The 26,047-nt window shown below is 69.8% G+C and carries 23 protein-coding genes and 1 pseudogene; 15 read left to right on the forward strand and 9 right to left on the reverse strand.

Going from position 1 to position 26,047, the window contains the following annotated elements; genetic code table 11:
• Nucleotides 1-24: 24 nt before the first annotated feature.
• Complete coding sequence (gene ku / locus V6U81_RS14720) at nt 25-1,050, reverse strand: non-homologous end joining protein Ku (protein WP_334489493.1); 1,026 nt, start codon at nt 1,048-1,050, stop codon at nt 25-27.
• A gap of 85 nt (nt 1,051-1,135) precedes the next feature.
• On the opposite strand from ku, the gene ligD (V6U81_RS14725) reads away from it, so the two are divergent.
• From ligD (V6U81_RS14725) to V6U81_RS14745, 5 genes are all read left to right on the forward strand, one after another.
• On the forward strand, nt 1,136-2,083 hold the full coding sequence (ligD, locus tag V6U81_RS14725; protein ID WP_334489495.1) for a non-homologous end-joining DNA ligase: 948 nt from the start codon (nt 1,136-1,138) through the stop codon (nt 2,081-2,083).
• Nucleotides 2,073-2,984, forward strand: a complete 912-nt coding sequence (gene ligD / locus V6U81_RS14730) for a non-homologous end-joining DNA ligase (RefSeq protein ID WP_334489497.1) — start codon at nt 2,073-2,075, stop codon at nt 2,982-2,984. Before ligD (V6U81_RS14725) ends, ligD (V6U81_RS14730) begins: the two co-directional genes overlap by 11 nt.
• A gap of 179 nt (nt 2,985-3,163) precedes the next feature.
• Nucleotides 3,164-3,913 carry a TIGR03089 family protein gene (locus V6U81_RS14735; RefSeq protein ID WP_334489500.1) on the forward strand — a complete coding sequence of 250 codons (750 nt, stop codon included), beginning with the start codon at nt 3,164-3,166 and terminating at the stop codon, nt 3,911-3,913.
• 410 nt (nt 3,914-4,323) lie between these two features.
• Nucleotides 4,324-7,686, forward strand: a complete 3,363-nt coding sequence (locus V6U81_RS14740) for a S8 family serine peptidase (RefSeq protein WP_334489502.1) — start codon at nt 4,324-4,326, stop codon at nt 7,684-7,686.
• Between the two features lie 155 nt (nt 7,687-7,841).
• The gene (locus V6U81_RS14745; RefSeq protein WP_334489504.1) at nt 7,842-8,807 is read left to right on the forward strand and encodes a zinc metalloprotease; all 966 of its coding nucleotides are present in this window, start codon (nt 7,842-7,844) and stop codon (nt 8,805-8,807) included.
• A 309-nt stretch (nt 8,808-9,116) separates the two neighbouring features.
• Here the strand turns inward: V6U81_RS14745 and V6U81_RS14750 are convergent, their stop codons facing one another.
• Both V6U81_RS14750 and V6U81_RS14755 read right to left on the reverse strand, forming a co-directional pair.
• Entirely contained in the window at nt 9,117-9,386 is a 270-nt protein-coding gene (locus tag V6U81_RS14750) for a hypothetical protein (protein ID WP_334489506.1), read from the reverse strand.
• On the reverse strand, nt 9,383-9,655 hold the full coding sequence (locus V6U81_RS14755) for a DivIVA domain-containing protein (protein ID WP_420884026.1): 273 nt from the start codon (nt 9,653-9,655) through the stop codon (nt 9,383-9,385). The genes V6U81_RS14750 and V6U81_RS14755 overlap by 4 nt, the downstream gene beginning before the upstream one ends.
• A 377-nt stretch (nt 9,656-10,032) precedes the next feature.
• Here V6U81_RS14755 and V6U81_RS14760 point away from each other — a divergent pair, with 377 nt between their 5' ends.
• Nucleotides 10,033-10,242: a winged helix-turn-helix domain-containing protein gene (locus tag V6U81_RS14760; protein ID WP_334489508.1), complete on the forward strand. Its 210-nt coding sequence runs from the start codon at nt 10,033-10,035 to the stop codon at nt 10,240-10,242.
• A 784-nt stretch (nt 10,243-11,026) separates the two neighbouring features.
• Nucleotides 11,027-12,046, forward strand: coding sequence for an ImmA/IrrE family metallo-endopeptidase (locus tag V6U81_RS14765; RefSeq protein WP_334489510.1), 1,020 nt, complete (start codon nt 11,027-11,029; stop codon nt 12,044-12,046).
• A gap of 793 nt (nt 12,047-12,839) precedes the next feature.
• On the opposite strand, the gene V6U81_RS29180 is transcribed toward V6U81_RS14765, so the two are convergent.
• Nucleotides 12,840-13,700, reverse strand: coding sequence for a PD-(D/E)XK nuclease family protein (locus tag V6U81_RS29180; RefSeq protein WP_420884027.1), 861 nt, complete (start codon nt 13,698-13,700; stop codon nt 12,840-12,842).
• Nucleotides 13,701-14,003: 303 nt separating this feature from the next.
• Between V6U81_RS29180 and V6U81_RS14770 the strand changes: the two genes are divergently transcribed.
• A complete protein-coding gene (locus tag V6U81_RS14770; RefSeq protein ID WP_334489513.1) occupies nt 14,004-14,513 on the forward strand; it encodes a hypothetical protein in 510 nt (169 codons plus the stop codon).
• A gap of 312 nt (nt 14,514-14,825) precedes the next feature.
• Complete coding sequence (locus V6U81_RS29185) at nt 14,826-15,014, forward strand: helix-turn-helix domain-containing protein (RefSeq protein WP_420884024.1); 189 nt, start codon at nt 14,826-14,828, stop codon at nt 15,012-15,014.
• A gap of 150 nt (nt 15,015-15,164) precedes the next feature.
• On the opposite strand, the pseudogene V6U81_RS14775 reads toward V6U81_RS29185, so the two are convergent.
• Together V6U81_RS14775 and V6U81_RS14780 are read right to left on the reverse strand one after the other, a co-directional pair.
• Nucleotides 15,165-15,674, reverse strand: a pseudogene (locus V6U81_RS14775) (helicase-related protein); the annotation flags it as partial.
• A 108-nt stretch (nt 15,675-15,782) separates the two neighbouring features.
• Nucleotides 15,783-16,268 carry a carboxymuconolactone decarboxylase family protein gene (locus V6U81_RS14780; protein ID WP_334489515.1) on the reverse strand — a complete coding sequence of 162 codons (486 nt, stop codon included), beginning with the start codon at nt 16,266-16,268 and terminating at the stop codon, nt 15,783-15,785.
• 168 nt (nt 16,269-16,436) lie between these two features.
• Here V6U81_RS14780 and V6U81_RS14785 point away from each other — a divergent pair, with 168 nt between their 5' ends.
• Together V6U81_RS14785 and V6U81_RS14790 are read left to right on the forward strand one after the other, a co-directional pair.
• Complete coding sequence (locus V6U81_RS14785; RefSeq protein WP_334489594.1) at nt 16,437-17,351, forward strand: RNA polymerase sigma-70 factor; 915 nt, start codon at nt 16,437-16,439, stop codon at nt 17,349-17,351.
• Nucleotides 17,352-17,835: 484 nt separating this feature from the next.
• Complete coding sequence (locus tag V6U81_RS14790) at nt 17,836-18,180, forward strand: type II toxin-antitoxin system HicB family antitoxin (RefSeq protein ID WP_334489517.1); 345 nt, start codon at nt 17,836-17,838, stop codon at nt 18,178-18,180.
• 9 nt (nt 18,181-18,189) lie between these two features.
• On the opposite strand, the gene V6U81_RS14795 is transcribed toward V6U81_RS14790, so the two are convergent.
• Nucleotides 18,190-19,869, reverse strand: coding sequence for a DNA repair helicase XPB (locus V6U81_RS14795; protein ID WP_334489520.1), 1,680 nt, complete (start codon nt 19,867-19,869; stop codon nt 18,190-18,192).
• 172 nt (nt 19,870-20,041) lie between these two features.
• Between V6U81_RS14795 and V6U81_RS14800 the strand changes: the two genes are divergently transcribed.
• Together V6U81_RS14800 and V6U81_RS14805 are read left to right on the forward strand one after the other, a co-directional pair.
• Nucleotides 20,042-20,953: a L,D-transpeptidase family protein gene (locus V6U81_RS14800; RefSeq protein ID WP_334489522.1), complete on the forward strand. Its 912-nt coding sequence runs from the start codon at nt 20,042-20,044 to the stop codon at nt 20,951-20,953.
• A 90-nt stretch (nt 20,954-21,043) separates the two neighbouring features.
• Complete coding sequence (locus tag V6U81_RS14805; protein WP_334489524.1) at nt 21,044-21,295, forward strand: hypothetical protein; 252 nt, start codon at nt 21,044-21,046, stop codon at nt 21,293-21,295.
• A gap of 3 nt (nt 21,296-21,298) precedes the next feature.
• Here the strand turns inward: V6U81_RS14805 and V6U81_RS14810 are convergent, their stop codons facing one another.
• Nucleotides 21,299-23,767: a helicase-associated domain-containing protein gene (locus V6U81_RS14810; RefSeq protein ID WP_334489526.1), complete on the reverse strand. Its 2,469-nt coding sequence runs from the start codon at nt 23,765-23,767 to the stop codon at nt 21,299-21,301.
• Nucleotides 23,768-23,851: 84 nt separating this feature from the next.
• Between V6U81_RS14810 and V6U81_RS14815 the strand changes: the two genes are divergently transcribed.
• Together V6U81_RS14815 and V6U81_RS14820 are read left to right on the forward strand one after the other, a co-directional pair.
• Nucleotides 23,852-24,475, forward strand: a complete 624-nt coding sequence (locus V6U81_RS14815; protein WP_334489528.1) for an HAD family hydrolase — start codon at nt 23,852-23,854, stop codon at nt 24,473-24,475.
• A 29-nt stretch (nt 24,476-24,504) separates the two neighbouring features.
• Nucleotides 24,505-24,891: a cold-shock protein gene (locus V6U81_RS14820; RefSeq protein ID WP_334489531.1), complete on the forward strand. Its 387-nt coding sequence runs from the start codon at nt 24,505-24,507 to the stop codon at nt 24,889-24,891.
• Here the strand turns inward: V6U81_RS14820 and V6U81_RS14825 are convergent.
• Nucleotides 24,852-25,706 carry a 1,4-dihydroxy-6-naphtoate synthase gene (locus V6U81_RS14825; protein WP_334489533.1) on the reverse strand — a complete coding sequence of 285 codons (855 nt, stop codon included), beginning with the start codon at nt 25,704-25,706 and terminating at the stop codon, nt 24,852-24,854. The genes V6U81_RS14820 and V6U81_RS14825 overlap by 40 nt on opposite strands.
• Nucleotides 25,707-26,047 lie beyond the last annotated feature (341 nt).

A 26,047-nucleotide genomic window follows, 5' to 3' on the forward strand; every position in this document is an offset into this window, starting at 1 on the left:
GCGACGACCGGGGCCCAGCCGTACTCAGGCAGTCTTGCGGGGCGCGGCCTTCTTCTCGGCCGCCTTCTTCGCGGGCGCCTTGGCGGCCTTCTTCTCCGCTGCCTTCTTCGCGGCGGCCTTCTTCGCCGGTTCCGCCTTCTTCGCGGCGGCCTTCTTCGCCGGTTCCGCCTTCTTCGCGGCGGCCTTCTTGGCCGGTGCCTTCGCCGCCTTCTGCGCCGACCGGGCCGCCGAGATCGGGGTCGGCTCGCCCGCCCCGCCGGCCGGCTCCTCGCCCCGGGCCGTCCGGGCCCGCTCGACGGAGGCCTTCAGCGCGGCCATCAGGTCCACCGCGGCGGCCGGCGCGGCCTCCACCTCCTCCGGCTGGACCACCTCGCGCCCCTCGACCTTCGCGTCGATGACCTCCTGCAACGCGGCCCGGTAGTCATCGGTGAAGGCGTCCGGCGCGAACTCGCCGGCCATCGAGTCGATCAGCGAGCTGGCCATCGCCAGCTCCGGCGGGCGGACCTTCAGGTCCTCGTCCAGGAAGCCGAAGTCGGGGGTACGCACCTCGTCCGGCCAGAGCATCGTGTTGAGCAGCAGCACGCCTTCGCGGACCCGCAGCGTGGCGAGCTGTTCGCGCTGGCGCAGCGCCACCTTGACGATCGCCACCCGCTCCGAGTCGGCGAGCGCGTCGCGCAGCAGCACGTACGGCTTGGTCGCCGTCCCCTCCGGCTCCAGGAAGTACGCCTTGTTGTAGAGGATCGGGTCGACCTGCTCGGCCGGGACGAACTCCAGCACGTCGATCGCGCGTGAGCTGGTCAGCGGCAGGTCGGCGAAGTCCTCGTCGGTCAGGATGACCATCTCGCCGCCGCCGATGTCGTACCCCTTGGCGATGTCGTCGTAGGTGACCTCCTCGCCGCAGACCTGGCAGGTGCGCTTGTAGCGGATCCGACCACCGTCGGACCGGTGGACCTGATGGAAGCGGATGTCCTTCTCCTCGGTGGCCGAGTAGAGCTTCACCCCGATCGACACCAGCCCGAAGGACACCGCTCCCTTCCAGATCGCCCGCATGCCGCGCTCCTCTCCCCGGTTCTGCCCAGGATCGCAAAGGATCGAACGGCACGCACGCTCTTCGCCGCCCAACTACAGTCAGAAGGTGCCCGGCGCGCCGCTGAAGCCGATGCTCGCGATGACCGGGCAGCTCCCGGTGGGTGCCGGCTGGGCGTACGAGTTCAAGTGGGACGGGGTCCGCGCGCTCGCCGACATCACCCCCACCGCCACCCGGCAACACCTGTACGCGCGCTCCGGCGTGGAGATCACCGCCGCGTACCCGGAACTGATCCCGCTGGCCGAGCAGGTCGACGACGCCCTGCTCGACGGTGAGGTGGTCCTGCTGAACCAGACCGGGCAGCCCTCGTTCACCGCACTGGCCGAACGGATGCACGTGCGGGACCGGGCGAAGGCGGCCCGGCTGGCGGCGACCGTCCCGGTCACGTACATGATCTTCGACCTGTTGCGGCTGCGCGGCGAGGACCTGACCGGCCGTCCCTGGCACGAGCGGCGGGCGGCGCTGGAGGCGCTCGGGCTGGGGGCCGCGCGCTGGGCCGTCCCACCGACCTTCACGGACGGCCCCGCCACCTACGAGGCGGCTGGCGAGCACGGGCTCGAAGGGGTGATGGCCAAGCGGGTCGACGCGGTCTACCGGGCGGGCGTGCGCTCGCCGGACTGGGTGAAGGTCAAGCTGGAGGTCACCGGCGACTTCGTGGTCGGCGGGTGGCGACCGGGTGCCCGGAAGATCGGCGGCCTGCTGGTCGGGGTGCCCGGGCCGGACGGGCGGCTGATCTACCGGGGTCGGGTCGGCGGCGGGATCGGCGCGGCCATCGAGCGGGAGCTGCTGCGCGAGCTGGAGCCGCTCCGGTCGGGGACTTCGCCCTTCTCCGGCGACGTGCCGCGCGAGGATGCCCGCGGCGCGATCTGGGTAACACCCCAGGTCGTGGTGGAGGTTAAGTACGGCCAGCGCACCCCGGACGGGCGGCTGCGGTTCCCCCGCATCCTGCGCCTGCGCCCCGACAAGCCGCCGGAGGAGGTCGACGATGCCGGCTGAACGGCTCAAGGTGGACGTCGAGGGCCGGCCGCTCGAGCTGTCCAACCTGGACAAGGTGCTCTTTCCCGAGGCCGGGTTCACCAAGGGCGAGGTGATCGACTACTACACCCGGATCGCCCCGGTGCTCCTGCCGCACCTGGCCGACCGGCCGCTCACCCGGATCCGCTTCCCCAACGGGGTCACCGGCGGCTCCTTCTTCGAGAAGAACGCCCCGGCCGCCACCCCCGAATGGGTACGCACCGAGACGCTGCCGGCCCCCGGGTCGAGCAAGGGCCGGGAGACCATCGACTACGTGGTCGCCGACGACCTGCCGACCCTGGTCTGGCTGGCCAACCTCGCCGCCCTGGAGCTGCACACGCCGCAGTGGCGGGTCGGCGAACACCCCGACATGATGGTCGTCGACCTGGACCCGGGCGCCCCGGCGGCGCTGCGGCAGTGCTGCCAGGTGGCCCTGCTGATGCGGGACCGGCTGGCTGCCGACGGGGTGGAGTCCTATCCGAAGACGTCGGGCAAGAAGGGCATGCAGCTCTGCTGCCCGATCAGCGGCACCCAGTCCTCCGATCTTGTTTCTGATTACGCCCGGCGGATCGCCCAGGAGTTGGAGAAGGAGAACCCGAAGCTGATCGTGTCGAAGATGGCCAAGAACCTGCGGCCCGGCAAGGTGTTCATCGACTGGAGCCAGAACAACGCGGCCAAGACCACGGTCGCCCCGTACTCGCTGCGGGCCCAGTCGGTGCCGTCGGTGTCGACGCCGCTGACCTGGGACGAGGTCGAGGCCGGCGCGGCCGGGAAGCGGCCCTCGACGAAGCCGTACACGGCGGGGGAGGTGCTCACGCGGGTGGAGAAGTTCGGCGACCTGCTCGCCCCCCTGCTCGACCGCGGCCCCGAACTACCCGTGTGATCACCGCCCGACGCGCGGCCTCGGGTGGGGCCCATGATCGTTTGCGGCTGAGCCGTTGTTCCGTCGGCGGGTCGAGTGGCTGAGCCGCAAACGATCATGGAGGGGGCCGGGCGCCGGCCTGCTCGGGTGGGGCCGGGGCGGGCGTTAGGGTGGGGCGATTCTGTAGGGAGGAGCGTCAGATGGACGTGTCCACCGCCCTGCCCGTCCTCGGCGGCGTCGACCGGCTCCACGAGGCTCAGCCGCCGCTGCTGACCTATCTCGACGGCGCGACCGGCGAGCGGACCGCGCTGACCGCGCACCAGCTCGGCGACTGGGCGGCGCGCAGCGCGGGGCTGCTGCGCGACGGCTGCGGGCTGGGCCCGGGCAGCCGGGTCGCGGTGCTGCTGCCACCGCACTGGCGTACCGCGGCGGTGCTGCTCGGTGCCTGGTCGGTCGGGCTGGCGGTGTCGTTCCGACCCCGGGCCACCGCCGGGCTGCCGGTCCTCGAACCCGGCGGCGACCTGCCGTACGACGCGGTCTTCGTGACCCCGGAGCGGCTCGACGACTGGCTGGAGGACGTGCCCGACGGGACGCACCGCTACCTCGTCGGCACCGCGCCGGGGTCGCTGACCGACGTGCCGGTCGGCTGGCTCGACTGGTCCGCCGAGGTGCTCCGGCACCCGGCCACCCCACCCGACCACCACGCCGTCCACGCCTCCGACCCGGCCAGCCCGGACGGCACCAGCTACGGCGCGTGGGGCGCGCTGGCGCACGAGGTCGCCGCCCAGCTCGGCCTGCGGGCCGGTGACACCCTCCTGGTCGACGCCGCCGAGCATGAGCAACCGCTGAAGTGGCTGCTCGCCCCGCTCTCCGTCGGCGCGTCCGTGGTCGTCCACACCAACCTGGACACCGACCGGCTCGCCGCCGAGCGGGTCAGCCACGTGCTCTGAGCCCCGCCGGGCGGATCAGTCGGCGTCGCCCCGCTGCCTGGCGAGGGACCAGGCCGATGGCAACCGCCGCGGTCGCGTGTGCGGTCTGCGGGACGACGCGTGGTCTGGCAGACTCCCCTCACCGCACTCGTCATCACGGGGGATCGATGGGTCTTCGTCACGCGGTCGTGGCCGCGTCCACACTGATTCTGCTCGGCTCGGCTGTCTCGGTTGCGCATGCGGCGCAGCCGGCGAGCCAGGAGCCGACAGCCAATTCCGCAGTCAAGCAGCTACCGAGGCCGGATCGGCCGCGCGAGGTCAAGGATCGCGAGTTCGATCCACACGCGGTCCTCGTCCGGTTCAAGACCGGCGCCTCGGCCGCGGCGAAGGACCGCGCGCTGACGAGCCGGGGCGCCCGGCGGGTCGATGCGGTGCGGGGCACCCGATATGTCGAGGCACGGACCGAAGGGGCCGCGCCGGACCTGCTGCGCCTGCTGCGCAAAGACCCGGCGGTGGCCGAGGTGTCGCTCGACTACGAGCGGCGGACGGCAGCCATTCCGAACGACCCGTACTTCGCGGGCAGCCAGTCGTATCTGAACACGGTGCGCCTGCCGCAGGCGTGGGACCTGACCAAGGGCTCGACCAGCCAGGTCATCGCGGTGGTGGACACCGGCGTCGACGGTCTGCACCCCGATCTGCTCGGCGTGACGGTGGATGGCTACAACGCGATCACCGGGGCGGCCGTCGCCGCCGGCACGACCTCGGACGACAACGGTCACGGCACGATGGTGGCCGGTATCGCCGCGGCCAACACCGGCAACGGCACCGGCATCGCCGGCGCGGCCTGGACCGCACGGGTGATGCCGGTCAAGGTGCTCGGTGCCGACGGCAGAGGCAACGACTCCACCATCGCGACCGGGATCACGTGGGCCGCCGACCACGGCGCCACGGTCGTGAACCTGTCGCTGGGCGGCTCTGCCGACAGTTCTGTGCTGCACGACGCGGTCACCTACGCCACGGACAGGGGCGTGCTGGTGGTCGCTGCGGCCGGCAACTACGGGAGCAGCCTGCCGCTGTATCCGGCGGCATACCCCGAGGTGTTGGCCGTCGGCGCCACGGACAGCGCCGGCAACCTGACCGATTTCAGCTCATGGGGCGACCACATCGACGTGGCGGCGCCCGGATTCGACATCCTGTCCACCAGCCAGAATCAGACGTACGCGCTGGGCGACGGCACGTCGTTCGCGGCGCCGATCGCCTCCGGCGTGGCGGCGTTGGTGCGTACGGCGAATCCGTCGTGGACCCCGGAGCAGGTGATCGGCCAGCTTCGGTCGACGGCCCGGGACGCCGGCCCGCGGGGCATCGACCCGTACTACGGGTACGGGGTGCTCGACGCGTACCGCGCGGTGGGCGGCACGCCGGGCGCGGAGTTCCCGACGCGGACGCTGGGCGCGGGCGAGCCGAACGATGTGCCGGCCCGGGCGACCGCCCTCGCCACCTCGATCACCGGGAGCCTGGCGGCCGAGGGCGACGTCGACTGGTACCGCTTCGACTCCACTGGGCAGGAGTCCGTCGACGTCACGGTGACGCCGCCGACGCGCGACGCCAGCATCGGCCAGAACGCCGACCCGATCCTGTCGGTGTACGACAGCGACCTGCGTCTGATCGGCAAGGCCGACTCGGCGGGCCCCGGCGGCGCGGAGACGCTGACGTTCGTGGCGGACACCGGCACGTACTTCGTCTCGGTCAGCAACTACAACGGGGCTGCCGACAGCCGGTCGTACACCCTTGCGGTCGCCACCGGAGGCACTCCCTCGCTGTTCCAGCCGGCGGCCTGGGCCAGCGTCGGTGCGCAGGCGCGGACCGTCGACGTCGCGGATGTGACCGGTGACGGCCGCGACGACGTCCTGCTGATGACGAGTGGTTACACCGGTTCGGAGAACGACGACAAGCTGTTCGTCTTCGCGCAGCGGCAGGACGGCACGCTCGCCCCGCCGGTGCGCTACGCGACCGACGCCGTGCCTCATCCCTTCTTCGCGGTGCTCGACACCAACGGCGACGGTCGCCAGGACGTCGCGATCAACACGGTGGCCGGCATCAACGTCCTGCGGCAGACCGCGTCCGGAACGCTGGAGAGCGCCGGTCTGCTACCGGGCAAGGGCAGCCCGGTGGCCGGGGACATGGAAGGCGACGGCGACACCGACCTGGTCGCCGCTGGCGACTCGGGCATCACCCTGCTGACGCAGGGCGAGGGTGGCATCTTCACGGCGACCCCCGTCTCCACCGAGGGCGGGGGAGAGGCGGAAGTGGGCGATGTCGACGGCGACGGAAAGCTCGAGGTCGTCAGCGCGCCGCCGCCGTACCTCGGCAACGCGCCGATCCGGGTCTACCACCCGACCGACACCGGGTGGACGCGAACCGATCATGCGACGGGCATGACGTCGCCCGAAACCGTCAATGGCATCGAGGTCGCCGACGTGAGCGGGGACGGTCGCGCCGACATCGTCACCACGTTCGGCGGCAACAAGCCGAGTTCCCAGGTCAGTGTTCTCGTGCAGAACGCTGGCGGCGGGCTCGACAGCGGGGTGCTCTACCCGGTGTGGGACATTCCCCAGCCCGTTGAGGCGGGCGACATCACGGGCGACTCCCGCCTGGACGTGGTCGTCCTGCACGGGTGGAACGTGGTGAGCGTGCTGCCACAGACGGACGACGGCAGGCTCGGCACGCCGATCAAGAGCGGCGACCTCCCGTACGCGTCGAGCTACACCCACCAGGGCCTCGCGCTGGGTGACATCAACGGCGACAACCGGACGGACGCGGTGATCGCCGACTACAACAACGGCCTGGTGGTGCTGTGGAACAACAACGGCCCCACGCGGGGCGGGTCGCAGCTGTGGGTGCGGGATGTCGCGCCGGCTGATTTCGCCTCGGACGTGGCGCCGGCCGCGGTGCCGTCGGTGACCTTCCAGCGGGCGTTGGATCCGGAGTCGGTGTCGTCGTCGACGGTGCGGTTGGTGCACGGCCGGACCGGGGCGGCGGTGACGGCGTCCGTGTCGTACGACGCCGGGTCGCGCACGGCGCGGGTGACGCCAGCGGTGGCGTTGCAGGCCGACACGCCGTACCGGCTGGTGGTGGACGGCGTGCGGGACACCTCGGGCGAGACCCAGGCGAAGCGGTTCAGCAGCACGTTCAGCACGGTGGACGCGGCGCCGGGCCCGGTGAGCGACTTCAAGGCAACCGGGGCGCTGCGGGCGGCGAGCCTCTCCTGGACCGTGCCGTCGATCTCGGATCTCGACCAGGTGATCGTGCGGATGGCCGCCGGGACGACGGCGCCGTCGTCGGTGACGTCGGGCACCGCCGCCTATGCGGGGACCGGGTCGAGCGTGACGGTGAGCGGGCTGACCGAGGGGTCGACGTACACGTTCGGGGCGTGGGTGCGGGACCGGTCGGGGAAGCTGAGCAGCCCCAGCACGGTGACGGTGACCGGTTCGGCGGTGACGATCTCCAGCAGTGCGAAGCAGGTGAGCTACGGCAGTTCCGTGTCGGTGACCGGCCAGTTGACCCGGGCGGACACCCGGGCAGCGATCGCGGGGGTGTCGGTGCAGTTGTACGGGCGGCCCGAGGGGTCCACGGCATGGTCGCTGGTGGGTACGGCGACGAGCAGCGGCACCGGGGATCTGTCGCTGAGTCACACGCCGAGCGTCAGCACCGACTACCAGTGGATCTACCCAGGCTCGACGGCGTACACCGGTGCGGACTCGTCGCTACGGACGGTGCAGGTCCGGACACGGTGACGGCGACGATCTGGCGATCCTTCCGTGTCCTGGGCTGTTGCTAATGCCGACGACGTGTTGTTATGTCGTGACGACGATGTAAATCGCCTGTGTCGCGGCGACCCTCGTCCATCTCGCTTTGTGACCCTCCCTCCCCGTATGTGAAAGGTGCAAGGATGCGCAGAAGAAGATCGGCTTTCCAACTGGCGGTCCTGACCGCCACCGCCGCCACCTTCCTGGGGGCCGGCGGAGCTTCCGGGGCGGTCGCCTCGGCAGCGCCCGCGACCACCTCCCCGGGTGCCGCGGCCTGTGCGCCCGGAGCTGAGGCGCAGAGCGCGGCCCGGGTGGCCGAGGGCGCTACCGCCCAGGAGCCGGAGCTGTACTCGAAGAACGAGGCGAACGCCTACGGCGTGATCAAGGATTCGCCGCGCCTGGCCAACGGCAGCGTCACCATCCCGACGGTCTTCCACATGGTCTCCGACCACACCCTCACCGCCGCTGAGACGACCAGGTGGAACACCCTGATCGCCAACCAGATGACGGTGCTCAACGACTCGTTCGCGGGCAGCACGGCGGCGGACGCCGCCGACACCCCGTTCCGGTTCGACCTGGTCGACACGACCTGGACGGTCAACAGCGACTGGTACACGGTCGTGCCGGGCAAGAACGAGCGGGACATGAAGAAGGCGCTGTACACCGGCGACTCCCGCACCCTGAACGTGTACGCGGCCGACATCGGCGGCGGGCTCCTCGGCTGGGCGTACTTCCCGAAGGGCTACAACAACGGCCGCGACTACATCGACGGCGTGGTGATGCTCGACGAGTCGATGCCGGGCGGCACCGCGGGCAAGTACGCCCTGGGTGACACGCTGACGCACGAGGTCGGGCACTGGCTGATGCTGGAGCACACCTTCGCGCACGGCTGCGCCGCCTCCGGCGACTACGTCGCGGACACCCCGCGTGAGGCGCACCCGCAGTTCAACTGCCCGGTGGGCGCGGACACCTGCACCGCTCCCGGGCTGGACCCGATCCACAACTTCATGGACTACACGCAGGACTCCTGCATGGACATGTTCACCGCCGGACAGGCGGACCGGATGAGCGACGCCTGGCTGGCCTTCCGGGCCGGCGGCGTCGGCTAATCAGCTCGGCGCGTGACGGGGGCGACGGGCCGCGAGCGGCTCGTCGCCCCCTGCCGTAGCTGCCGCGCTCACTGAAAGAGCCTGCCGGGCCTTCGGGAGCGGCCCGGCTTGGTGATCACGGAATCCCTGCGCCTTCGGCGGACCATGATCGTGTTCGCCTTGTTCTTCAAGCCCTTGAGGATTCGGTCCTTCATCGCATGCCTCTCTGCTCCCGGCCTGATCCTTCGCGTGTCGCAGCCCGCGTACCCGATGGGCCAGCGGTCATTCACCAGCGTCGGCCGCTGACGGACCGGCACCCAATCGTCGTCTTCAGCGGCGGCTGAGCCACGGCGTGCGCCGCGCGCAGGGTGCGGTGTGGTCCACCGGCAGCCCGCACCGCCCGCCGCCGTCGGGCAGCGGCCGATCGCAAAAGACCAAATGGCGTACGCCCTGCTGGTCCTCGGCCGAAACGGTCACCCCGCCCGGCTCGACCCGGGCGCTGAGCCGGGCCAGCACCCGAGCGGCGGTCCGCGCGAAGATCCGGGCGCGGAGCAGGTCGGGTGCGGTGACCGGCAGGTGAATCACCCAACGGTCGCTCATCGGTAGCTCTGCGCCGACTGGGCGCTCTGCCAGGTGCGCAGGGCGTTCTTGATCCGTACGTTTTCCTCCTGCACCGCGACCAGGGCGGTCTGCGCGACGGTGAGTTCGTCGGCCACCCGGTGCAGGAAGGCGCGGATCTCGACGGGGTCGAGGCCGCGCCGGCGGACGTTGAAGCACCGGTCACGGATCTGCCAGGGCCGCAGGGGAAGCCTTCTGTCGTCTTCTTCCCTGGGGTGTCTCTCCTCGCGCCGGCTCACCAGCCGGCGGATCAGCTTGCGCACGCGGTGACCGCCCTTCATCGGATCGCGTCGAGGTGGAGGGGGCGGTCTCCGCCGGTTGTGGTCGGCGGAGGCCGCCCCGCCCTGCGGCCTTATTTGGGTACGGCGGCAGGGCCGCGCCGGGGGAGCGCGGAGGTGAGGTCTCAGCGGCGATGCGAGACCGGTACGAGAGGCGCCAACCGACCGCAGCAGCACCGCATCACCGAGAGCGACGCTATTGCCACCGAGTCACCTATGTCAAGCATGTCTGTGAGTCAGCTACCCACTTGTGTCACTCGTGCTACGTGTGTTGCCTGCGTCGAAACGGCTGATCAATACTGGGTGGGCCAACCGACTGCAAGGGGCCCCGCGTGCCTATTCCGCCCACGATGGACGAGCTGCTCGATGCGCTCTTAAGCAAGATCAAGGACGGGACATACCCGCCTGGATCTCAGCTGCCCTCTGGGCGGGCGCTGGCGGATGAGTATGACGTGTCGCAGTCGACGATCAGCCGGGCGGTGGCGAGGTTGCGGGAGCAAGGTGTGCTGGTTGGCCGCCCGGGTCGCGGCGTCTTCGTCGCGGAATCCAGCAGGCGCTGATCCGCACCGGCCAGCGGTGAGCTGGTCCGCTGCCCGGTCGTACAGCGACCCAGTTGGGGCGGCCCAGGCACCCGAACGCCTACGCCCGGTGGACCGAGGAGGAAGAGAAGCGCCTGCGCGAGCGCTTCCGCGCCGGGGCCACGATCCCTCAGCTCTCCAAGGAGTTCGGGCGAGTCGAGGGCGGAATTCGCTCTCGGCTGGTCAGGCTCGGCGAACTGCCCGACGGGTCTGGCTCGTAGTAGCTCAGCCTGACCCAGACACAGGTCGTCTGCCTGTCCGCCCGCGCCGGCCGATTCCGGCGCCCGCGCCGCCAGCAGGTCGAGTGCGGGCGGTGCGCCGCGCTTGCGCGGCTCCTTGATCTATAAGATTCGGCAATGTGGGCGGAAAGCCCTGCTCAGCGCCATGACCAACCTTCCTAGTCATCCATCTTCTGCGATCGGCCCTCGCCGATTGTCGTACAGGCGTACTACTCTGTAGGTGGCAACAGGGACGGGACCAGCAACCCTTCGAGCCGTCGCGACAGGTGTCGGGGCCTCGTTGGGTATGCAAGAGCTTTAGCCAGGCACGTAGGCTAGGCAGCAGCCAAGGAGGTGTAGCCATGAGCCCCCCCAGCAGCTCCGGATGGCACGACTCACTGCTAGCCGCGCTTAGGGCTGCTCGCTACACACATGAAGAGGTTGTCGCAAGCGTTGCGGCCGAAGTAGGCGAAGAGCCTGATTGGCTGAAAGCCGCCCTCCATGGCGACGCTGCGCCATCGGCGTCCGAGTACCTAATACTGTCCGCAGTGACGGCGATTCCGGTGCCGGTGTTGGCCGGTCTCGTCGATCCGGCAAGCAGCACTGGCGTCGCCTTGCGGGCAGGCACGCTCGCGAGTCCAGGTGAAGCCACTGGGGCCGCGCAGCGGCGTGGGATCGAGCTAGTCGAGACCTCCCGTTTGATTTGCTCCTGGCTCGGTGCCGATTGGGCCGAAAGGGCCTCGCGTCTCGAGCGCGCCCGGAGCGTCGTTTCCCGCGAGGCTTTCCCTCCTAATGCCGGCATGTATGCAGCTCAACAGGTTCGTGCCATGCTTGCCCGACTTAAGCTCATCGCTAAAGACGAGCCAATCGGGGACCTAGTTGCCTTGGTCGAATCTTTAGGTATACCGGTGGAGCTTAGGGACGATCTGCCAGAGGATGTCCACGGGCTGACCATTCACGACCAGTCCCTTGGTGCGTGGGACTGCGCAATACTGATTCGTGTGCAGGACTTTTGGGTGCGCCAACGCTACACCCTTGCTCATGAACTGTGTCATGTGTTCTATCGGGACTCGGGTCTTGTCTTCGTTAACGACGAGCACGTGCCTGAGAGCACCAAGAGCGAGGAAATTCGGGCCGAAGCCTTTGCGCGCCATTTCCTGGCCCCTTCTCTAGAGGCGCGCAAGATCTGGACGTCTCACATTAAGGGCAGCGGCGGGGACGCCAATAAGGCGCTGTGCGAGTTTATGCTGCACTTTGGAATCAGTCGGCAGGCAACACTGCGCCTTCTGCGCACTGAAAGGCTCGTAGACGGTGGTTTGCTTCGGGAACTCGAACAGGATTCGGTGTGGAACCGTATGCAGTCGGCCGGCTTAGGGCCCATCTGGGCTGAGCTCGTTGAGGAACAAAGCGTGGCCAGCGCTTCTGTTTGGCTCGTCGAGTCGGCGCTGCATCTCTATGAGGAGGGCCTTGTTCCTGCCAGCGTTGTGGCCAGCGCTCTTGGACAGCCAGAGGACAAAGTTAGGGAAGAGCTCAAGTTGCAGGGCTGGGAAATTCGCGCGGAGTTCTAGACCTGGTCGCAGATTGCGCATTTTCCGCTTGCGCTATCGCGACTACAGGCGAAAGAGTCTGTGCTAGCGCCTGGCTTAGCATCAGCGGGTATCCCCGAGATGAGGCAGGCCGCTTCGTAGTCGGCAACTACATCGGCGAGTTGAATCAAGTCTTCGGCATGACACACGAGTTCGCGGAGCAGGTGCCCGAAGTGAAGCGACAGAACACTCGGAGTTTGACGGCTCGCGACGTAGCTAGCTCCACCGTCGTTCGTCAAGAGAACAGGATTGGGCCGCCTCGACGCTGCGACGATAAGTGTTGCCTCACCAGCATGCTTTAGTACGAGCCCATGCACTTGGGCTCCGGGCTGGCGTCGAGCAGCTTCGTAGGATCGTAACTGGCCGTGCACAACCTGAAGTCTCGCGGCAAGTTCCTGAGACATCTGAATTTCGTCCACGGCGAGCCGGGCACTCGTCAGAAAGAAGTTGCGCGCCCGAACCGCTGCAGGTTGAAGCCCTCTCGGCTCCGAGGTCGTTGCCAGCGCTTTTCGACGGACTTCGTCTCGTACTGCATCTGTAGTTGACGCACGGCTTTCGTATAAGACATGAAAACGCGCTACGGCGTTTATCCGAGTGGATGCCCCGAGGGAGAAGAGAATCCCGGCATCGACCAGGGCAAATCGGTTGCGATCACCTTGAGGAATTACGTTGCGAGGAAACGCGTGCTGCGCGACCTCGTTCTGCGTCTGCCGGGGAGGAACGCTGCTGATGCGACGGTGACGAAACATCCCGGGATTCGGAGTCGGATGCGTCATTAGTAGGACACTCCCGATTGTGTAGGACGCATGGCGGCGGGGCTGGGAGGTGTATATCCGGACGCCGCCTCCGGGCACCATATCGCCATTGGGCATGCTGAGCAATGGGCACCTGGCCGCGCCTGCCATTCGGTGTCGTAGTGCCACTGTCCCACCCGATTGGCGACGCGGGCCTCCGCGATGAGCATGAGTGTTTCGTCGCTAGTGCGATATGTAAAGACCTCTGCGCCTTTAGGAGTTAGTACCTCAAGCTCGACAACTCCTTCCGTGGCTCCATGGCGGGTGGTCCAACCGCCGTCCAATAGCGCCAACAACCAATAGACAATGCCCTCGAACCCATCACGAGCAACGTCAGCATCAGGTGGAAGCTCAGCATTTGTCGTCTTGGTTTCACGTACCACCAAATTGGAGTCGCGGATGTAGAGCGCGTCGGGCGAAGAAACCACAATGGTGTCCGCAGTCACGTCCCAGCCGTACAGCGGCGACTCCAAGCGGACCACGTCCACGCTGTTCGCTAATGGGCACTGCTGTACGTGGTGCAGCAGGAACGGCCGAATGGTGGCGTAGGTTGCGTCGTCTAAATCCTCGAACGCGATGTCCTGATGGCTTCTTAGGGAGACATCAGGCAGGTCATCTTCACTACAAGCCCTAGATCTGGCATGGGCAACCCGGAGCCAATGGTGAATAGCACGTCCTCGGTCCGCCTCTTCCCCATAAACCTCAGCGTCTAGGTCGGGCGGGAGGCGAAGCTTCCGCTCTAGGTACCATCGAGCTGGGCACCGCTCGTAAATGCGTAGGTCGGTCGCAGATACAGAGCGCGTATAGGGGCCTCGTTGTACTTGATAGAGCGCTCCGTCCATTGGAATTAGGGCCTCACACGCGCCCGCAACCTTGCAACTAGCACAATCCCGACTAGGAGTAGGATTGTCTCCGTCGATGAGTTCTAGAGCCCTTGGGCGGACGGAAGCTTTGTAGCGCTCGTCGAGTTCCGCGGGGCTAATGCGATCAAGGACGACTGCTTCGGTTGGTCCTCTGCTGCTGAAGAGTCCGACCTCGACAACCGATGCGTGTCGCGTTCCCTGACCGGCAATGCGTGTGGCCGCGTATGCGGCAAGCTCTGCCCACCTCGTGACCTTATCCCTGGCATGCTTTAGTCGCACCCGATGTACCTCTACATGGCCATTCGCGGATCGGTAGGTAGGGCCCCAGTAGGATATCTGGCCATTCCTAGTTACTCGCGTCTTAAGATCAAAGCCCAGGTAATCGAGCGGGAAGCCCAGCTCGTCTTCTCGGGATTCCAGAAAGTCCAAATAGTTGTCAATGGCCCTAACGAGGAAGGTTCGGAGACCGGGGTGGGCGGCAGAGAGCGACCTCGCGGCGGCCTTGCGCGCATCCTCGTATTGGCGACCCACCCGACGGGTAACGTGGAAGACCCCGAGGGCTTGAAACAGTTGCTTGAGCGGTATGTCCTCCCGGTCCCACTGCTTGATCCAACCGTGAGTGCCACTCACGTTGGAGCCCAAGTGGGTTTTCACATAGGCGTACTGTCGGCAGAGATGATCATTCTCCACGTCGGTGGCGGAGACCTTGAACATCTCGGCCGGGGTAAGCTCGAATCCCCCGGGACGCCAATCCTTCACGTGATTAACCCTTCCCCCGCACCCGACAGGTAGCTTCCCATATCTATTGAGTCGGGGGTAGTTGCAGCCGCAAGGTCGTGTCTAACGTGAATGCCGCGTTCTGGTGCCAAAGGGGCACTTCCTCGGCGTCTGGCAGGTCAGATAGGCGGCTACCGACGCACACCGGGGGTCGAACCTGCTCTTCTCTTGCACTGTGGGGCGTGTGCATGTCTGCAGGACAGGGGGTTTGCCGTGGGCGTTCCGGGCCGACGGGAGCTCGTTGCTGCGGAGCTTAAGCGCATGAGGGAGAGCTTGGGCTTGCCGGGCAAGGAGGTGGCCGCTGCCCTCGGCTAGTCCCAGCCGAAGGTGTCCCGCATCGAGAATGCGCGAATTGCCGTAAGCGCCCGCGACCTCGCCGCCCTCCTTCACTACTACGGGACGCCAGAGGACGTGCGAGCTGAGCTGCTCGCCATGGTGGCCAACGACGAGGGCCGCACGGGGTGCGGGCGTCTTGGTCGCCGGGTTGAGAAAGCGGTGAGGCTGAGTCGCTTATGACATCAGGTCCGTAGCGAGCACGAGAGCCACCCCAGTCCCGGAGCGGGATCCCCGAGGCTCGCGCAGTGATCGACTTCGCTTCCGAAATATGGGAGTGTCGGGGTTAGCCGATACTGAAACATCCTGGAAGCGGGGTCGATCAACGCGGGGTCAGTCGACGCTAGGCAGCTTCGGCCCGAGGACGTCGTCGCCGCATCAGGGGGAGGTCCCGGCCCGGGACGTCGATGATCGTGTACGCGTACCCTGCTCGGCCAGGAAGAGCTGCCGGTGCGCCGCGTACTCGGTGTCGATGGTGTCCCGGGAGACCACCGTGTAGAAGTGCGCCTGCCGCTTGTCGGCCTTCGGCCGCAGCACCCGGCCGAGCCGCTGCGTCTCCTCCTGCCGCGACCCGAAGGTGCCGGGAGACTTGGATCGCCACCGCCGCCTCGGGCAGGTCGATGGAGAAGTTGCCGACCTTCGAGATGACCAGGGTGCGGATCTCACCCGAGCGGAACGCGTCGAAGAGCCGTTCCCGTTCCTTGTTGGTGGTGGAGCCCTGCACGATCGGCGCGTCCAGGTATTCGCCGAGCTGGTGCAGTTGGCCGATGTAACCGCCAATCACCAGCACCTGGTCGCCTCCGTGCCGGTCGACCGCGCCCTCACTACTGGCAGGCCGAGCCGGCGGCGGCCCTGGAGGTCCGCGGTGATGAGGGGCTGGCTGAAGGTCACCAAGGTGAGCGCCCGGCCCAGTATCGGATAATTCTGGGCCGGGCCAAATCCGTCTGCGCGTCAGTCGAACGCGGCGGCGAACATGCCGGGCTGATACGAACCACCCCGCTGGTGCACGATCACGGCGAGCCGGTTGGCTGCGTTGATCAGTGCGACCAGGGAGATCAGCGCGGCGATCTGATCGTCGTCGTAGTGCTTCCGCACCTGCGCCCAGGTCTCGTCGGACACGCCCTGGTGGGCGTCGGCGAGCCGGGTGCCCTCTTCGGCGAGGGCCAGCGCGGCCTGCTCGGCCTCGGTGAAGACGGTGGACTCGCGCCAAGCGGCGACCAGGTGGAGCCGGACCGCGGTCTCGCCGGCGGCTTCGGCCTCCTTGGTGTGCATGTCGATGCACCAACCGCAGCCGTTGATCTGGCTGGCCCGCAGCGACACCAGTTCCTGCGTCGACTTCGGCAGCGGCGACTGCTGGATCACCATGCCGGCGTTGGCGAACCGCTTGAAGAACTTCATGGCGATCTCGTTGTCGAACATGTTGAATCGGGCGTCCATGGTTCCGTCCTTCGCTCGTGGTGTTCGGTGGACGAACACGAGATGCCGGCGGTCGGATCCCTGTGACGGCGCGGCCAGGTGACGACCGCCACTCCCCGGAGGTGTCACACCACGGCGGGGTTCGGCATCTGGTGGGTGACCGCAGTCGAGAACGAACGGGAGTCACCCATGGTGGGCACGCCGCAAACCGCAGCCGACGACCGCCCGGATCCCGCCACCGAGGCGTTCCTCGCCCACCGCAACCTGCTGTTCACCGTCGCGTACGAGATGCTCGGGTCAGCCGCCGACGCGGAGGACGTCCTGCAGGAGACGTGGTTGCGGTGGGCGGGCGTCGATCTCGGCGAGGTGCGGGATCAGCGTGCCTACCTGGTCCGGATCGCCACCCGCCAGGCTCTCGCCCGGCTGCGTACGCTCGGCCGCCGCAAAGAGTCCTACGTCGGCTCCTGGCTGCCCGAGCCGCTGCTCACCGCGCCCGACGTCGCCGAGGACGTCGCGTTGGCCGACAGCGTCTCGATGGCGATGCTGCTGGTGCTGGAGACGCTCGCGCCGACCGAACGGGCGGTGTTCGTGCTGCGCGAGGTGTTCGACATCGGGTACGACGAGATCGCCGAAGCCGTCGACAAGAGCCCGGCCGCGGTCCGTCAGATCGCACACCGGGCCCGGGCCCACGTCGCGGCGCGCCGGCCGCGCCAGGTCGTCTCGGCGACCGAGACCCGGTACGCGCTCGACGCGTTCCAACGGGCGGTCGAGACCGGCGATCTGCAGAGCCTGCTCGACATCCTCGCGCCAGATGTCGTCCTGCTCGGCGACGGTGGCGGAGTCAAGCAGGCCGTCCCGCGGCCCATCGTCGGAGCCGACAAGGTCGCCCGCCTGCTGGCCGGCGGCTGGGGCCGGATCGCCGACATCTCGTCGCTGCGGCCGGCGCAGGTCAACGGCTACCCGGCGCTGATTGTCCAACTCAATGGAGAGCTCGACACCGTCCTGGCCGTGCGCATCGACGGCGGCCTCATCACCGGCCTCTACGCGGTGCGCAACCCCGAGAAGCTGTCGCACATGGAGCGGGAAACCACCCTGAGCCGCTGAGCCGGCGGGGACGGGTGGCCGGCTGATTCGTTGACGACATCAAGTTGGTAGCGAGCGAACCAGACCTCCGCTCCCCGCGAACGCCGCACCGGGGCCCGGCCGGCCGTCCCGGCCGCCCGCGCCGGCCCGCGCGTCAGTCGACCGTCGGCAGCTTCGGCCCGAGCACATCGTCGGCGTCGATGATCGACGCCATCTGCAGCAGGCGTGGCGAAATGGTACCGCATCCAGTACCATTTTATCGTGCCGTCCATAGCCAAGCTCGTTGAAGCGATGCGAAGCAACCAGCAGAACGTCGCCTACAACGATCTCTACGGCGTGTGCGAGCACTACTTCGGGAAGCCCCGGCAGGCCGGTACTCCCACGCAGTGTTCAAGATGCCCTGGGCGGGCGACCCACGCGTCAACATCCAGAACGACAAGGGCAAGGCCAAGGCCTACCAGGTCCGGCAGGTACTCAAGGCGATCGACAAGAAGGAGGCCATGTGATGCACCCCGAAGCCCGTCCCGAGATCACCCATTACACCTACCGCGTCACCTGGTCCGCTGAGGATGACGAGTTCGTCGCCACCTGCGTCGAGTTCCCGTCGCTCTCCTGGCTTGCGCCGTCGCAGATCGGAGCCCTCCAAGGGCTTGAGGATCTGGTGCGTGAGGTGATCGGGGACATGGCGGAGCAGGGTGAGCCGGTGCCACAGCCGTTCGCTGACCGCAGCTACTCGGGCAAGTTCAATCTCCGCGTCGGCGAGAGCCTGCACCGCGAACTCGCCATGCGGGCCGCTGAGGACGGGATGAGCCTCAACCAGTACGTGCTGGGGAAGCTCCGAGCCGCCTGACCAGGCCGTTCAGTCCACGCTCGGCAGCTTCGGCCCCAGCACGTCGTCGGCGTCGATGATCGTGTACGCGTACCCCTGCTCGGCGAGGAACCGCTGGCGGTGCGCCGCGTACTCCGTGTCGATCGTGTCCCGGGAGACCACGGTGTAGAAGTGCGCCTGCCGCTTGTCGGCCTTCGGTCGCAGCACCCGCCCCAGCCGCTGCGCCTCCTCCTGCCGCGACCCGAAGGTGCCCGACACCTGGATCGCCACCGCCGCCTCCGGCAGGTCGATGGAGAAGTTGCCGACCTTGGAGAGGACCAGGGTGCGCAGCTCGCCCGAGCGGAACGCGTCGAAGAGTCGTTCCCGCTCCTTGTTGGTGGTCGAGCCCTGCACGATCGGCGCGTCGAGATACTCGCCGAGCTGGTGCAGTTGGTCGATGTAGGCCCCGATCACCAGCACCTGGTCGTTCGGGTGCCGGTCGACCAGCGCCTTGATCACCGGCAGCTTCGTCCGGGCCGTCGCCGCCATCCGGTAGCGCTCCTCGGACTCCGCCGTCGCGTACGACATCCGCTCGGCGTCGGTCAGCGTCACCCGTACCTCGGTGCACTCGGCCGGGGCGATCCAGCCCTGCGACTCGATGTCCTTCCACGGCGCGTCGTACCGCTTGGGGCCGATCAGGCTGAACACGTCGCCCTCCCGGCCGTCCTCGCGTACCAAAGTCGCCGTCAGCCCCAGCCGGCGGCGGGCCTGGAGGTCCGCGGTGAACCGGAAGATCGGCGCGGGCAGCAGGTGCACCTCGTCGTAGACGACCAGGCCCCAGTCGCGGGCGCCGAACAGGTCCAGGTGGGTGAACGCGCCGCCGCGCCGCGAGGTGAGCACCTGGTACGTGGCGATGGTGACCGGGCGGATCTCCTTGCGCTCGCCCGAGTACTCGCCGATCTCCTCCTCGGTCAGCGAGGTGCGGGCGATCAGCTCCCGCTTCCACTGCCGGCCGGCGACCGTGTTGGTGACCAGGATCAGCGTGGTCGCCTTCGCCTCGGCCATCGCCGCCGCCCCGACCAGCGTCTTGCCCGCGCCGCAGGGGAGCACCACCACGCCCGACCCACCGGCCCAGAACGCCTCCACGGCCTCCCGCTGGTACGACCGCAGCGTCCACGGCTTGCGGCCGTCCTTGCCCGCCTCGGCCAGCTCGATGTGGTGCGCCTCGCCGTCGACGTACCCGGCCAGGTCCTCCGCCGGCCAGCCGAGCTTCAGCAGCGCCTGCTTGAGCCGACCCCGCTCCGAGGGGTGCACCTGGATGGTGTCGTCGTCGATCTTGTTGCCGAGCATGCCGGCGAGCTTCTTGCTCTTGGCGACCTCGATCAGGACCAGCCGGTCCAGGGCCCGCAGCACCAGGCCGTGCACCGGGTCGTTGGCGAGCTGGAGCCGGCCGTACCGGTCCATCGTCTCGGCCACGTCGACCAGCAGCGCGTGCGGGACGGGGTAGCGGGAGTACTTGAGCAGGGCGTCCACCACGGCCTCGGCGTCGTGGCCGGCGGCCCGGGCGTTCCACAGCCCCAGCGGGGTGAGCCGGTAGGTGTGCACGTGCTCCGGGGAGCGTTCCAGCTCGGCGAAGGGGGCGATGGCCATCCGGCAGGCCTGCGCGTCGGGGTGGTCGATCTCCAGCAGCAGGGTCTTGTCGGACTGCACGATCAGTGGTCCACCACTCACGCCAGCGTCCTCTCCCGAAGGTCGGATCGTCGGCCACCTCGTGCGACACCCGCCGCAGGCCGACCATCCAGTGTTGCACGCGCCCGGGTGACAGCAAGAAAACTGCTCATCCGACGCAACCGCCCCGGTACCGGAAACGTCTACCAATAGGACGGACGACCCGGGAGGCCCCATGCGCACCATCAGTTTCGCCGCCCGGATCGCCGCCCTGGCTGTGGTCACGCTGGTCGGCGCCGTTGGGTGCGCGTTCGATCCGCAGGCCGACCCGGGTGGCACTGGAGGAGGGCTCGCCCCGGTCGGCAGTGCGGAAAAAGTAACGGGGGCGAGCGGTACCCCCCGGCCCGACCAGCGGGCCCCGTTCAGGCCGGTGGCCCGGCCGACGACCACAGCCCCGAAGCCGCGGGCGACGGCCACGCCGACGAGATCGGCGACCCCGTCCCCCTCCGCGACCGCGACGCACCGGCCCACCCCGTCGCCATCCGCGTCGCGCACGACCTGCCCCCAGGGCGAACGCCAGCGCGACGTCGAGGCGTACCTCGCCGAGCTGGGCGGCTTCGGCAAGGTCACCGTCGACGGCAGGCAGTCGGACGCCGACTGCGCCGCGATCAAGAAGTTCCAGCAGCGGTACGACATCCGCCCCGCCGCCGGCCGCGCCGGCCCGCTCACCTACGAGGTGGCGAAGCGGCTGGCCACCACGGACGTGCAGCGCTGCCACGCCGGCTCGGGCACCACCTTCTGCGTCGACCTGACCCGGCAGACGACCTGGGTGATGCGCAACGGCAAGCTCGTCGCCGGCCCGACCGTCACCCGCACCGGGATGTCGGGCTACGCCACCCCCGCCGGCAGCTACACGATCTTCAACCGGAGCCTGAAGGAGTGGTCCGACCCGTACGACGTCTGGCTGCCGTACTGGCAGCAGTTCAACGGCGGGATCGGCTTCCACGAGACCACCACGTACCTGCACAACTCCGCGATCGGGTCGCACGGCTGCGTCAACCTGCTGCCCACCGACGCGGTGCGCTGGTGGGAGCTGGGCCGGGTCGGCGCCACCGTCACGCTCGTCGGCCGGCGCCCCGGCACCTGAGCCACCGGGGATCAGGGTTTTCGCCCCTGTCCGGGCCGGCCGCCGGGTGCCACCCTGGAGGGCAGAGCCGGACGGGGCGGGAGGGCTGGCATGACCGTCGACCGCGAAGTGATCGCCGACGACGCGCTACCCCGGGGGCGGGTGACCCCGCCCGACGAGGTCTCCACGGCCACGGTGGTCGGCTACTCCGTCGCCGGAGCCGCCGTCGTCGGCTGGTTCCTCTTCGGCTGGCTGGTGCAGAAACAGGGCTTCGTCGCCTCGGTCGGCGAGGCGGCCGGTGCCGGCTCCGCGCTCCTGCTCAGCGTGGCGGTGGTCGGCACCGTACGCCGCAGCCGCCGCTGACCGTCAGTCCTCGCGCACCGCCGCGGTGATCCGGTGCAGGGCGAAGGTGTGCAGCATCTCCGTCCGGTCGTCCTCGGCGCGCAGGTAGCCCGCGCCGATCGAGACCGGCCGGACCAGCCTCGACATCGTCGCCCCGTGCGCGTCGACGTAGCCCACCCAGACCAGCGCCTTGTCCCTGACCGCCTGCTGAAGCACGGCGAGGGCCTCGCCATGGCCGTGCGCCGGCACCGGCCCAGCCCCGGTCCGGGTCGCGGCACCGCGGACCACCGCGGGGGCCCGTCGGGCGGCCCGCGCCGCCGCCTCGCCCCGCCGGATCTGCTCCACCACGCCGAGCAGCCGCGGCATCGGCAGCTTCGGCGTGGCCAGCGGGTCGACCGCGCGGGTGGTCACCGGCACCCGGGCGGGGGCCCGCCGGGTCTTCGGCCGGGCCAGCACCGCCGCGCCGCTGGCGTCCTCCGGCACCGGGGCGTACCCGGCGTCGCGGAGCGCGAGCAGCATCCGCTGCACCTGGTACGGGGTGGAGAGCACCGTCGGGGCCAGCCGGCGGAACGCCAGCGGCTCCAGCCGCCGGTCCGCGAGCACCTCGGCGAGCAGCGCCTCGTCGTCGCTGCGCACGTACCCGCCGGCGGAGCCGACGCGCAGCCCGCCGTGCTTGCGCGCCACGTCGTCCACCAGATAGGTGAGCCCCTGCGGCACCGGGGTCCGGGACCGGCGGCGGAAGAGCTCGTGCAGGTCGTCGGCGGTGTACCCGGCGTCCAGGGCGCGCCGCACGCTGCCTGTGCTGACCCGGTGCACGCTGGCGCCGCCGGCCGACTCGTGCTCGGCCACCACGTCCAGCTCGGCGGCGAGCGTCGGGTCGGGCGGGCCGGGCACCACCACGCTCAGGTCGGCCTGCACCAGGAAGTGGTCGACCGGGGCGGGGAGCAGCGAGTCCAGCGCCCGCATCGCACTGGACGGGTCCCCGCTCTCGGTGTCCGCGCGCAGCCCCAGCGGGTCGTCCGCGCCCCGCTCGTCGGCGTCGGTGACGTCGGCCAGCAGCAGCCGCCCGTACGAGGTGAGCGCCCCCAGCCCGGTCACGCCGAGCTGGGCCGCCTCGGTCAGCACCTCCCGGTGCGCGGTCTCCCGCCCCCGGCTGCGCCGCGGCGCCCGCCAGTCGAGCAGCTCCAGTACCTCCTCCGGCGTCGGCGCGGTGGCCGGTTCCAGGTCGGCCAGCACCCCGAGCACCGCCCGGCGGGCGGCCGGCGCGCCGGCCCGTTCCGCCTCGGCGGAGAGCACGCTGATCGGCCGGTCCCGGTCGTCACGCTGGCCGACCAGGCCCACCTGCCGGCTCATGGTCAGCCAGGCCCGGGCGAGCTGCTCCCAGCGGTGGGCCAGCGACATCGCCCGCCACACCTCGTACCCGCCGGTGGGCAGCACCTGCTGGTCGGCGCCGTACCGGGCGGTGGTGGCTCCGGGCAGGTCCAGCTCGCCGACCAGCCCCGCCGCGTACGCCACCTCGAAGATCAGCGCGGTGGTCGACTCGTCCAGCCCGAGCGTGCGGGCCAGCCGGCGCAGGTCGCGTACCCCGACGCCGCCCGAGCGCAGCACCGGCGCCGGCTCGGCGGCCAGGCTCTCCAGCAGCGCCTCGGTGTGCCGTACCAGCTCCATGGTCTGCCCCGCCCCGGCGGAGTCGACGGCCTTCGGCTCGCGCGGCGCGGCGGCCACCGACGGTGGGCTGGTGCGCAGCGGGCCGAGCGGGCCGGTGTCCCGACGCAGCAGCAGCCCGACCTCGCGGGGCAGCTCCACGGTGCCGGCGGAGACCGGTACCAGCAGCCGCGCCTCGACCAGCCAGCGCACCGGCGAACCGGTTGGCGCGCCACCGTTGGTGGCGTCCGGGGGGAGGTCGTCCTCCGCGCCGGTCGCGGGGGCCCGCAGCGCGCCCGGGGGGATGCTGCCGACCGGCGGGCCGGCCGCGAGCCGGTCCAGGATCGCCCGGGCCGAGGGGGGAGCGGCGAGCAGCGCCCGGCGCAACTTCGCCGGGTCCGCGCAGACCGCGGCCGTCCGCGGGTCCAGGTCGGCCGCGGGCCGGCCCAGCCCCGCCGGGTACGGGGCGAGCTCGTCCACGCTGCCCACGACGCGCAGGGCGTGCTCCGGGCCGTACAGCAGGAAGAGCGCGCGCAGCTTGTCGACCGCGGCCCGGATGGTGGTCGGGGCGGGCGGGTGCGGCCCGGCGGTGGCCGTGGCGAGCACCGCGTCGGTGGAGGTGGTGCCCCCCTCGGGGTGCCGGGTCAGCCGGGCGGCGTCGAGGATCTGGAGGGTGAACTGGTCCAGCCCGTCCAGCGCGCGGGCCACCGACACCCGCGACTCGGCCCGGAGTGCGAGCGCGGACACGTCGGCGGGCACCGGCACGACGAGGTCGGGCCGCAGTTGCAGCAGGGCGGCGAGCGACTCGTCGGGCAGGGCGCGCAGGTGGTCGGCGAGTGAGGTGGTCATCGTCGTTCCACGCTAGCCCGGTCCGGGGCGTTCCCGCCCCTCGGACGTCCGGCTCGGCCGGGGTTGGCCGGGTACGTTCTCAGGATGCCCGCGCTGATGGTCGGATTCGACCTCGACATGACCCTGGTCGACTCGCGTCCCGGCATCGCCGCCTGCTATCGGGCTTTGACCGCCCTGACCGGCGTGCCGGTGGACGCCGAGCTGGCGGTCTCCCGGTTGGGGCCGCCGCTGCGCACCGAGATCGCGCACTGGTTCCCGCCGGAGCGGGTCGAGGAGACGGTGACGATCTTCCGGGAGCTCTACCCGGCGTACGCGATCACCCCGACGGTGCCGCTGCCCGGCGCGCGCGAGGCGGTCGACGCGGTGCACGCCCTGGGCGGCCGGGTGATGGTGGTGACCTCGAAGCTCGGCCGGCTGGCCCGGCTGCACCTGGACCATCTCGGGCTGGCCGTGGACGAGCTGGTCGGCGACCTGTTCGCCGAGGAGAAGTCGACCGCACTGCGCGAGCACGGCGCGGGCCTGTACGTCGGCGACCACGTGGCGGACATGGTGGCGGCGCAGACGGCCGGGATCCCGGGCCTCGGGGTGGCCACCGGGCCGTGCACGACCGACGAGCTGCGGGCAGCCGGGGCGGAGCTGGTGCTCGGCGACCTCACCGGATTCTCGGCGGCGCTGGACCGGATCATCGGGCTAGCCTTGGAGCAGTAGACGTCTCAAGTGAAGCAGGGGTTCCAAAGGTGCCGACGGGTCGAGTGAAGTGGTATGACGCGGCCAAGGGATACGGCTTTGTCACCAGCGACGAGGGTGGCGACGTGTTCCTGCCCAAGGGCGCGCTGCCGACGGGTGTCACCGACCTCAAGGGTGGTCAGCGGGTCGACTTCAGCGTGGTGGACAGCCGCCGGGGCGCCCAGGCGATGGGGGTCAAGGTGCTGGACGCCCCGCCGTCGATGTCGGAGCTGCGCCGGCGGCCGGCCGAGGAGCTGCACGGCATGGTCGAGGACATGATCAAGGTGCTGGAGGCCAAGGTCCAGCCGGACCTGGGCCGGGGCCGCTTCCCGGATCGGAGGACCGCGCAGAAGATCGCTCAGCTGGTCCACGCGGTGGCGCGCGAGCTGGAGGTCTGAGGGCTGGAGACCCGGGGTACGAGCCCGGCGTCGGCGGCCCGGCCGAGCAGCGCGTCCACCGCGGCGAAGCCCGCGTCCCCGAGGTCGGCGGTGAAGTCGTTGACGTAGAGGGCGATGTGCCGGTCCACCACGTCGGGCTCCATCTCCTGGGCGTGCGCGAGCACGTAGTCGCGGCTCGCCGCCGGGTCCGCCCACGCCTGCCGGACGGACTCGCGGATCCAGCCGGCGGCCTCGACCGGGTCGACGGCGCCCTTGCGGGCCAGGATCGCGCCGAGCGGGATCGGGAGGCCGGTGTCGGCCTCCCACCACTCGCCGAGGTCGACCAGCGCGGTCAGCCCGTGCCGGGGATAGGTGAACCGGGCCTCGTGGATGACCAGCCCGGCGTCGTACGTCCCGGCGGCGACGGCGGGCATGATCTCGTGGAACGGCACCACCTCGATCCGGGCCGGCGGCCGCTCGGCCGACCAGAGCCGGAAGAGCAGGTACGCGGTGGTCCGGTCGCCGGGCACCGCGACGGTGGCGCCGGTCAGGTCGGTCAGGTCGGTCCGGTCGCCGCGGGTGAGCACCAGCGGGCCGCAGCCCCGGCCGAGCGCCCCGCCGCAGGGCAGCAGGTGGTAGTCGTCGAGCAGCCAGGGCAGCGCCGCGTAGCTCACCTTGACCAGGTCGAACGCGCCCCGCTCGGCGGCGGTGTTGGTGACGTCGACGTCCGCGTAGGTCACCTCGACCGGCGGCGCGCCGGGCACCCGGCCGTGCACCAGGGCGTCGAAGACGAACGTGTCGTTGGGGCAGGGCGAGATCGCCAGGGTGAGCGCCACGCTCCCACGGTAGCCCCGCCCCGCTGGCCCGACGCACCCCCGCCCACCCGGCTGTGACGCCGCCCGCCTCCGGCCCTCCGACTTTGGTGCCGCCCGCCGCCGGCCCTCCGGCGGTGATGCCGCCCGCCTCTGGCCCTCCGGCGGTGATGCCGCCCCCCGGGGGCCTCCGGCGGTGCTGCCGCCCGCCTCCGGCCCTACCGTCCACCGGTGCCAGCGGTGACGCTGCGTGCGGATTAGGGGCCGAGGAACCCCCTCCCCGGCTCGCTACGAACTTGATGACGTCAACGAATCACCTCCCCGGCCCCGGCCGGGTTCGCGGTGCCCGGGGTGTGCCCCCCGCC

Origin of the sequence: Micromonospora lacuserhaii, from assembly GCF_036902735.1 — a bacterium.
Taxonomy (GTDB): Bacteria; Actinomycetota; Actinomycetes; order Mycobacteriales; family Micromonosporaceae; genus Micromonospora.